General features: G+C 33.5%; 2 protein-coding genes. Both read left to right on the forward strand.

Annotation, left to right across the window (positions count from 1 at the left end):
• On the forward strand, positions 1-597 hold a 597-nt coding region (locus CHI06_RS28705), incomplete at its 5' end, for a GrpB family protein (RefSeq protein WP_257009510.1).
• Between the two features lie 287 nt (positions 598-884).
• On the forward strand, positions 885-1,373 hold the full coding sequence (locus CHI06_RS28710) for a GNAT family N-acetyltransferase (RefSeq protein ID WP_179292826.1): 489 nt from the start codon (positions 885-887) through the stop codon (positions 1,371-1,373).
• The last annotated feature ends 239 nt before the right edge of the window (positions 1,374-1,612 follow it).

Here is a 1,612-nt window from a genome sequence, read left to right on the forward strand (position 1 = left end):
GAGTTAAAGGGCAGGATCGTTGAAGAAGATTTATATAAAACAAAGGCAATAAATTGGAGGAAATTTATTTTGAGAAGAACAAAAATCCATCCCTGGACTGAAGAATGGGGAAAGGTTTATAGTCACGAAGAGAAATTACTAAAAGGAATATTGAAAGATGAAATCGTTGATATTTTTCATATTGGAAGCACCTCTGTACCAGCAGTAGGTTACGCAAAACCAATCATTGATATTTTAATTGTTGTTAAAAATATTGAAAAAATTGATTTATTTAATGGAGAATTACAGAGATTTGGATATGAACCTAAAGGCGAGAATGGGATTACAGGAAGAAGGTACTTTCCGAAGGGTAATGAAAATAGAACCCATCACTTACATATATTTCAAGTTGGTAATGAAAATATAAATGCACATTTGAATTTTAAAGAATATTTAATTAAACATCCAGAAGATGCAAAGAAATATGGAGAAGTTAAAATCGAATTGGCAAAAAAGTTCCCTGAAAATCATTATAGGTATCAAGATAAAAAGCAAGAATTTGTTAAAGAGTTAGTTCTTAGGGCAAAAGAATGGGCAGTAAAAAGAAATACTTTTTAAATAATCGGGGTGCGTTTGCTCAACAGGAGTTCGGCATTTAGCTGTCGACTTCAAGTTACGATTGGTTTGAAATTCTAAGGTTCTTCTTCACCTATCGGTGGAAGAGATGAGAGAGACAAGCTGTCGTTGAGGCAGCTTTTTCTTATTATGCTAATGGGGCAGTAATGTTTAATAAAATGTTTGTCAGAAAATCTACCATATATGATGTGGATAAACATTCACTTGTTTATAATGATGATCGATAGAAATCAGAGTTTCAGATATTACGTTGGGAAGAGGTTATGAAAATGGAAATTAAAATCGCTGAAGAAACGGACGTTCCTGTTGTTTACAAGCTTATGTTAGAGGCGTTTGAAGAATATCGAACCCTTGATGTTCCTTCAAGTGCATTAAATGAATCGTTACAAGCATTACAAATAGCTGTTAAGAGTAATTTCGAAAAAGCTTTACTATGTTCGATAAATGGAGTTCCTCTTGGTTCCTGTAGATTTATCATGGAAGAGGATGCATTATATTTTTCGCGGGTATCTGTGCCACCCTCAGCAAGAGGTAAAGGAATAGCAAAAGCGATGTTATTGTGGCTTGAAAAATACGCTTATGATCATTTTAAAAGAAAAATAGAATGTCGTGTTCGAGTGTCATTACCAAAAAATATTGGGTTGTACGAATCAATGGGTTATTTGATTTCTAAAGAGGAAGTTGTGACCAACTCTAATGGTTTTTTAGTGAAAACGGTTGTAATGGAAAAAACATTGATGAACAGATTATCTCTATGATTTAAATCGCTTTTGTCCTAAAGCTAAAGGGTGCATTTAGTTTAACAAGATATAGTAACTTAGGGAGGATTTGTTATGAGACAAATATATAGGAGAGATTCCTAATAATGGAGGTCGCCTTTTTTATTTAGGCTTTGTTAGGTAGTATTGTTGTTTTTCAGGTATAAAATATGGGAACGTCCGATTTGGACGTTCCCGTTCTTATTCCATTAAAGCCCCCTATAATGGAATAACTGTAA

Origin of the sequence: Bacillus sp. 7884-1 (assembly GCF_002272245.1) — a bacterium.
Lineage (GTDB): Bacteria > Bacillota > Bacilli > Bacillales > Cytobacillaceae > Neobacillus.